General features: G+C 42.9%; 2 protein-coding genes, 25 tRNA genes and 1 rRNA gene. 27 read left to right on the forward strand and 1 reads right to left on the reverse strand.

Annotated features, from left to right (window positions below):
- Positions 1-10 precede the first annotated feature (10 nt).
- The 26 genes from rrf (at position 11) to KW850_RS32200 (ending at position 2,555) form a co-directional block, all read left to right on the forward strand.
- Positions 11-127: ribosomal RNA gene (gene rrf / locus KW850_RS32075) — 5S ribosomal RNA — on the forward strand.
- Between the two features lie 39 nt (positions 128-166).
- Positions 167-241: transfer RNA gene (locus KW850_RS32080), tRNA-Glu, on the forward strand.
- Between the two features lie 4 nt (positions 242-245).
- Positions 246-321 (forward strand) — tRNA-Val (locus KW850_RS32085).
- Between the two features lie 6 nt (positions 322-327).
- A tRNA-Thr gene (locus KW850_RS32090) sits at positions 328-403 on the forward strand.
- Between the two features lie 21 nt (positions 404-424).
- Positions 425-500: transfer RNA gene (locus KW850_RS32095), tRNA-Lys, on the forward strand.
- A gap of 35 nt (positions 501-535) precedes the next feature.
- Positions 536-617 (forward strand) — tRNA-Leu (locus tag KW850_RS32100).
- A gap of 39 nt (positions 618-656) precedes the next feature.
- Positions 657-728: transfer RNA gene (locus tag KW850_RS32105), tRNA-Gly, on the forward strand.
- An 8-nt stretch (positions 729-736) separates the two neighbouring features.
- Positions 737-825 (forward strand) — tRNA-Leu (locus KW850_RS32110).
- Between the two features lie 15 nt (positions 826-840).
- Positions 841-917: transfer RNA gene (locus KW850_RS32115), tRNA-Arg, on the forward strand.
- A gap of 6 nt (positions 918-923) precedes the next feature.
- Positions 924-997, forward strand: a tRNA-Pro gene (locus KW850_RS32120).
- Between the two features lie 20 nt (positions 998-1,017).
- A tRNA-Ala gene (locus KW850_RS32125) sits at positions 1,018-1,093 on the forward strand.
- Positions 1,094-1,114: 21 nt separating this feature from the next.
- A tRNA-Met gene (locus KW850_RS32130) sits at positions 1,115-1,191 on the forward strand.
- A gap of 16 nt (positions 1,192-1,207) precedes the next feature.
- Positions 1,208-1,284, forward strand: a tRNA-Ile gene (locus tag KW850_RS32135).
- Between the two features lie 18 nt (positions 1,285-1,302).
- Positions 1,303-1,395 (forward strand) — tRNA-Ser (locus KW850_RS32140).
- A 24-nt stretch (positions 1,396-1,419) separates the two neighbouring features.
- A tRNA-Met gene (locus KW850_RS32145) sits at positions 1,420-1,493 on the forward strand.
- 2 nt (positions 1,494-1,495) lie between these two features.
- Positions 1,496-1,569 (forward strand) — tRNA-Asp (locus KW850_RS32150).
- A gap of 46 nt (positions 1,570-1,615) precedes the next feature.
- Positions 1,616-1,688: transfer RNA gene (locus KW850_RS32155), tRNA-Phe, on the forward strand.
- An 11-nt stretch (positions 1,689-1,699) separates the two neighbouring features.
- Positions 1,700-1,784 (forward strand) — tRNA-Tyr (locus tag KW850_RS32160).
- A 5-nt stretch (positions 1,785-1,789) separates the two neighbouring features.
- Positions 1,790-1,863: transfer RNA gene (locus KW850_RS32165), tRNA-Trp, on the forward strand.
- A 107-nt stretch (positions 1,864-1,970) separates the two neighbouring features.
- A tRNA-Gln gene (locus tag KW850_RS32170) sits at positions 1,971-2,042 on the forward strand.
- A gap of 4 nt (positions 2,043-2,046) precedes the next feature.
- Positions 2,047-2,120 (forward strand) — tRNA-Cys (locus KW850_RS32175).
- A gap of 11 nt (positions 2,121-2,131) precedes the next feature.
- Positions 2,132-2,205, forward strand: a tRNA-Gly gene (locus KW850_RS32180).
- 9 nt (positions 2,206-2,214) lie between these two features.
- Positions 2,215-2,291, forward strand: a tRNA-Ile gene (locus tag KW850_RS32185).
- A gap of 6 nt (positions 2,292-2,297) precedes the next feature.
- Positions 2,298-2,372 (forward strand) — tRNA-Asn (locus tag KW850_RS32190).
- 13 nt (positions 2,373-2,385) lie between these two features.
- A tRNA-Ser gene (locus tag KW850_RS32195) sits at positions 2,386-2,476 on the forward strand.
- Positions 2,477-2,481: 5 nt separating this feature from the next.
- Positions 2,482-2,555: transfer RNA gene (locus KW850_RS32200), tRNA-Arg, on the forward strand.
- A gap of 580 nt (positions 2,556-3,135) precedes the next feature.
- On the opposite strand, the gene KW850_RS32205 is transcribed toward KW850_RS32200, so the two are convergent.
- The gene (locus tag KW850_RS32205) at positions 3,136-3,894 is read right to left on the reverse strand and encodes an SDR family NAD(P)-dependent oxidoreductase (RefSeq protein ID WP_218351666.1); all 759 of its coding nucleotides are present in this window, start codon (positions 3,892-3,894) and stop codon (positions 3,136-3,138) included.
- A 154-nt stretch (positions 3,895-4,048) separates the two neighbouring features.
- Here KW850_RS32205 and KW850_RS32210 point away from each other — a divergent pair, with 154 nt between their 5' ends.
- On the forward strand, positions 4,049-5,311 hold the full coding sequence (locus tag KW850_RS32210) for a helix-turn-helix domain-containing protein (protein WP_218351667.1): 1,263 nt from the start codon (positions 4,049-4,051) through the stop codon (positions 5,309-5,311).
- Positions 5,312-5,622: the final 311 nt, after the last annotated feature.

The following is a 5,622-nucleotide window of genomic DNA, read 5'->3' on the forward strand; positions in this document are numbered from 1 at the left end:
AATTAAATAGTCTGGCAATTATGGCGAGAAGGTCACACCCGTTCCCATACCGAACACGGAAGTTAAGCTTCTCAGCGCCAATGGTAGTTGGGACACGCGTCCCTGTGAGAGTAGGACGTTGCCAGGCTAGCCCTTCTGGGTTATTTTTTTTGTCAACATTTTATCTGGCCCCTTGGTCAAGTGGTTAAGACACCTCCCTTTCACGGAGGTAACACGGGTTCGAATCCCGTAGGGGTCACCATTTTGGAGGGTTAGCTCAGCTGGGAGAGCATCTGCCTTACAAGCAGAGGGTCGGCGGTTCGATCCCGTCATCCTCCACCATATTTTGCCGGTTTAGCTCAATTGGTAGAGCAACTGACTTGTAATCAGTAGGTTGGGGGTTCAAGTCCTCTAGCCGGCACCATTTATTTTTTTTGCTTTTTTTGAGCCATTAGCTCAGTCGGTAGAGCATCTGACTTTTAATCAGAGGGTCGAAGGTTCGAGTCCTTCATGGCTCACCAGAGTTTTTTGCGAAAGCAAAATAGCTTTCAATATTGCGGGTGTGGCGGAATTGGCAGACGCACCAGACTTAGGATCTGGCGCCGCAAGGCGTGGGGGTTCGACTCCCTTCACCCGCATCAAAGTTTTTTGCAACAACAATATAACTCACAATATTTGCGGAAGTAGTTCAGTGGTAGAACACCACCTTGCCAAGGTGGGGGTCGCGGGTTCGAATCCCGTCTTCCGCTTCATGATTGCCGGGGTGGCGGAACTGGCAGACGCACAGGACTTAAAATCCTGCGGTAGGTGACTACCGTACCGGTTCGATTCCGGTCCTCGGCACCACTTAATTTAGAAAATGCGCCCGTAGCTCAATTGGATAGAGCGTCTGACTACGGATCAGAAGGTTATGGGTTCGACTCCTTTCGGGCGCGCCATATTTACGGGAAGTAGCTCAGCTTGGTAGAGCACTTGGTTTGGGACCAAGGGGTCGCAGGTTCGAATCCTGTCTTCCCGATCAGACATCTAACATTATATGGGGTCTTAGCTCAGCTGGGAGAGCGCCTGCTTTGCACGCAGGAGGTCAGGGGTTCGATCCCCCTAGACTCCACCAACAATTTTAAAATGATATTGTGGCGGTGTAGCTCAGCTGGCTAGAGCGTACGGTTCATACCCGTAAGGTCGGGGGTTCGATCCCCTCCGCCGCTACCATATATTATCTAAACTTGGACCTTTAGCTCAGCTGGTTAGAGCAGACGGCTCATAACCGTCCGGTCGTAGGTTCGAATCCTACAAGGTCCACCATTATCTTTATATTTATTCGGAGGAATACCCAAGTTTGGCTGAAGGGATCGGTCTTGAAAACCGACAGGCGGGTCATACCGCGCGGGGGTTCGAATCCCTCTTCCTCCTCCATAAATGTTAACCTATTCTTATTGTCGCGGGGTGGAGCAGTCTGGTAGCTCGTCGGGCTCATAACCCGAAGGTCGCAGGTTCAAATCCTGTCCCCGCAATTGGTCTGGTAGTTCAGTTGGTTAGAATGCCTGCCTGTCACGCAGGAGGTCGCGGGTTCGAGTCCCGTCCAGACCGTACTTTTATCCCCAGTAGGTAACTGCTGTTGATATAGATTTTGTGTGGCTCAGTAGCTCAGTTGGTAGAGCAAAGGACTGAAAATCCTTGTGTCGGCGGTTCGATTCCGTCCTGAGCCACCTTTTTATATGGAGGGGTAGCGAAGTGGCTAAACGCGGCGGACTGTAAATCCGCTCCCTCAGGGTTCGGCGGTTCGAATCCGTCCCCCTCCACCATGTATAGGGGTATAGTTTAAAGGTAGAACGAAGGTCTCCAAAACCTTTGGTGTGGGTTCAATTCCTACTACCCCTGCCAAATGATTCTATAATGGCGGTAGTGGCGAAGTGGTTAACGCATCGGATTGTGGTTCCGACATTCGTGGGTTCGATTCCCATCAGCGGCCCCATTTATTTATAAATTATTGGGCTATAGCCAAGCGGTAAGGAAACGGTCTTTGACTCCGTCATGCGTTGGTTCGAATCCAGCTAGCCCAGTCATGGCAGCATAGCCAAGTGGTAAGGCAGAGGTCTGCAAAACCTTTATCCCCGGTTCAAATCCGGGTGTTGCCTCCAATTTAAGAAATGCGGGTGTAGTTTAGTGGTAAAACCTCAGCCTTCCAAGCTGATGTTGTGAGTTCGATTCTCATCACCCGCTCCACATAAATATGGGCCTATAGCTCAGCTGGTTAGAGCGCACGCCTGATAAGCGTGAGGTCGATGGTTCGAGTCCATTTAGGCCCACCATATTGTTCCGCAGTAGCTCAGTGGTAGAGCTATCGGCTGTTAACCGATCGGTCGTAGGTTCGAGTCCTACCTGCGGAGCCATTTTTATGTTTATGGGGAAGTACTCAAGAGGCTGAAGAGGCGCCCCTGCTAAGGGTGTAGGTCGGGTAACCGGCGCGAGGGTTCAAATCCCTCCTTCTCCGCCATAAATGCGCCTTTAGCTCAGCTGGATAGAGCATACGCCTTCTAAGCGTACGGTCAGAGGTTCGAATCCTCTAAGGCGCGTAAAAATTTAAATAGTTATATAAAAACGCTTGGATATCCGAGCGTTTTTTTTGTATGAGGAACTGGAGTTTCAAAAACAAGTAAAACATTTTTTGTTATATGATCAGAATATGAAAGTGTTCAGATTAATCCAAAAAAAGCGTAGGAATTTCGGTTTGCCTCATAACTCGAACTCTTTATTGGGAATAGGACGCTCATATACAGGAGTAAAGCACCTCAACAAATACTATTTCAATGTGGTGAAAGCTTATTGAAATATTCCAAAACAAAGGGCCAGAGACAAAGCATTGTCTCTGGCCCTTTAATCAATTATTCATCGGCAAATAGTCATACTCAAATAAGCATAGTAATACTACACTTTTTTTAGCAAGCTATTTGCCAATGAATAGAGGAAGCTTAGGCTTCCTGATTAAGCTCCGCACAATGCTTCATCGTATACATTTGCACGGAGCTAAGTTTTCTAATAAAAATTCTATGCTGGGTATTCATCATTGAAAGGACCTTCTTTGCCATTTATTCTATTATAGCATCACAAGAATATACTCAGAAATGATGCCCCCCCGCATGATGTTTCAATCGCTTATAGAGTTAACCCACCATCTACAAGTGCAATTGAACCAGTCATATAGCTTGCTTTATCTGATGCTAAGAAAGCCACCATTTCAGCAAGTTCATTCGGATCAGCATAACGACCCATTCTCATATTTGAAATCTCGTCTGGAACGTAACCGCCTTTTTCAAACTGCTCAGCAACACTAGCAGTTAAGGCTGTTTGAACACCGCCAGGGCAAAGCGCATTAATTCGGATTCCTTTTTTAGCATATTCTAATGCAGCACCTTTCGTTAAACCGATAACGGCATGTTTGCTGGCAGAATATACAGCTACACTATGCTCAGGACGAATTCCTGCAGTAGAAGCCGTATTAATAATCGATCCGCTTCCTTGCTCTTCCATGACTTTTAGGACATATTTCAATCCAAGGAATACTCCTTTTACATTGATGGACATGATTCTGTCAAATTCGGTTTCTTCAACTGTAATAAGAGGTGCGAACTTTTGAATAACACCTGCATTATTGAAAAATATATCAATGCGACCATATGTTTCGACTGCTTTATTAACATAGTTTTGAACATCTTCACTTTTCGATACATCGGCCTGAACGAAGATGCCTTCTCCACCTTGCTCTTTCACAAGCTTTAATGTTTCTTCCCCTGTTTCTTTATTAAAATCAACTAAGACAACGGTTGCTCCGTTGCTAGCAAGTTTCAAACTGCTTGCTCTTCCTATGCCACTTCCTGCACCAGTGATAACGGCAATTTTATTTGCTAATTCCATGTTCATTTCCCCCATGTTTAAGATTTCTTACATCACCTATTTTATTGCTGATTAAGAATGAATTATTGTATTATTCTACGGATAATAGTATTTTCTTATTGTAAAAAATAAACAATGTAACCGATTTAAAAAACGGATGGAGTAGATGAAATAGATGGAAATATCCATGGAGGATATACAATATATATGCCAGCTTATTTCGGAAGTTCATGGAATACCAGTTTATTATGTCAATGGATTTGGTGAGTTCGAGTACGAATTTTCAAGAAGTGACCTACGGAGTAATCCCTATTATGTTCCATTTAAAGAGCAGATAAGTGTATATACGTATGAAGAGGATCCGAGTGAGTTCCCTATCTTTTTTTCAAATTCAAATTTGAATTTTTTCTTTGTGAATCTTAAAAAATCGAACTATTTTTTAGGTACTATTATTGTAGGACCTGCCATTGAGGCCGAAATATCGGATGAGAATATTACAAAGATCATGGATGCTTTTAAAGGAAACATCAATAAAAGAAATCTTATTGAATATTATCAAGCCGTCCCCATTATGGACCATCATCAGCTACTATCGATTAGTTTAATGGTTTATTATTTGCTTTATCGTAAAGCGTTAGATAAAACGTTGGTCCTAGAAAACAATAAAGCGATAGACCTCGGTGTCATACAATCAGAGAATTTAGATCTTGAGCTTTCAAAAGGGAGAAGGAATTTCATTTTTCATTCCAATCTTTCTTATGAACGGGTATTGCTTGATTATGTCAAAAACGGGCGGATCGATAAATTAAAGGACATCTTCGATTACTCCATTGTGGGTGAGGCAGAATTAGGATTATTGTCGAGACGGAATCGTTTACGAAGTGAAAAAAATTTAATGATAACGGGCATTGCCCTTGTTTGTAGAGCTGCCATTGAAGGAGGCTTAAATGAGGAAACGGCCTTTACTTTAAGTGATTATTATATTCAACAAATTGAGGAATTAGGAAACTTAAAGGCCATATTGAGATTAACGGAAGAAGCCATAAGTGATTTTACCAATCGTGTTCACGGTTTAAATGTAGAAAAATATTCTGCACCCATAACTGCTTGTCGACATTATATTTACAACCATCTTTATGGAGACATTACACTGGAACAACTTGCAGAAATGTGTCGATTAAGTCCCAATTACTTATCATCTCTTTTTAAAAAAGAAGTGGGTATTCCTATAAGTGAATATATTCAACAACAACGAGTAGACGAAGCAAAAAAGCTGTTGGCTATAACAAGTTATTCGATTTCAGACATCAGCACCTGGTTAAATTTCAATGATCAAAGTTATTTTATAAAAGTATTTAAAAAATACACAGGTTTAACCCCTAGGCAGTTTAGAAATGATCATTCATCCCATCATTCATCCCATCATCCATCGACATGATGGGATGAAAATGTATTGTATAAGTAAGGTATTGGGTACTTGCATATCCTCTTGATCCACTAAAGGGCCATATTCTCGAATAAAAGGTTAGATTGTATAGAGAAATGATTGTGTAGAAATGTACTTAAGGTAACGGGTGCTTTAGTTTAACAAAGAGTCGTAGCTGCGGCTCTATTTCTTGTTCCACTAACGAAGCAGTTGTGCGGCCGAGCCTAGGTCGTATCATATAGCGGGTGGGATTCCCGCCGAGTAAGAACTAGCCATTCGCTCGTAGCGAGTCTTGGAGGGCTAATGGTAACATTAGTCTTTAA

It is taken from the genome of Bacillus sp. sid0103 (assembly GCF_019219025.1).

Bases quoted from the DNA above. Each gene is read 5' to 3' on its own strand.
- KW850_RS32205 (WP_218351666.1), bottom strand. From the start codon at position 3,894: ATGGAATTAGCAAATAAAATTGCCGTTATCACTGGTGCAGGAAGTGGC.
- KW850_RS32210 (WP_218351667.1), top strand. From the start codon at position 4,049: ATGGAAATATCCATGGAGGATATACAATATATATGCCAGCTTATTTCG.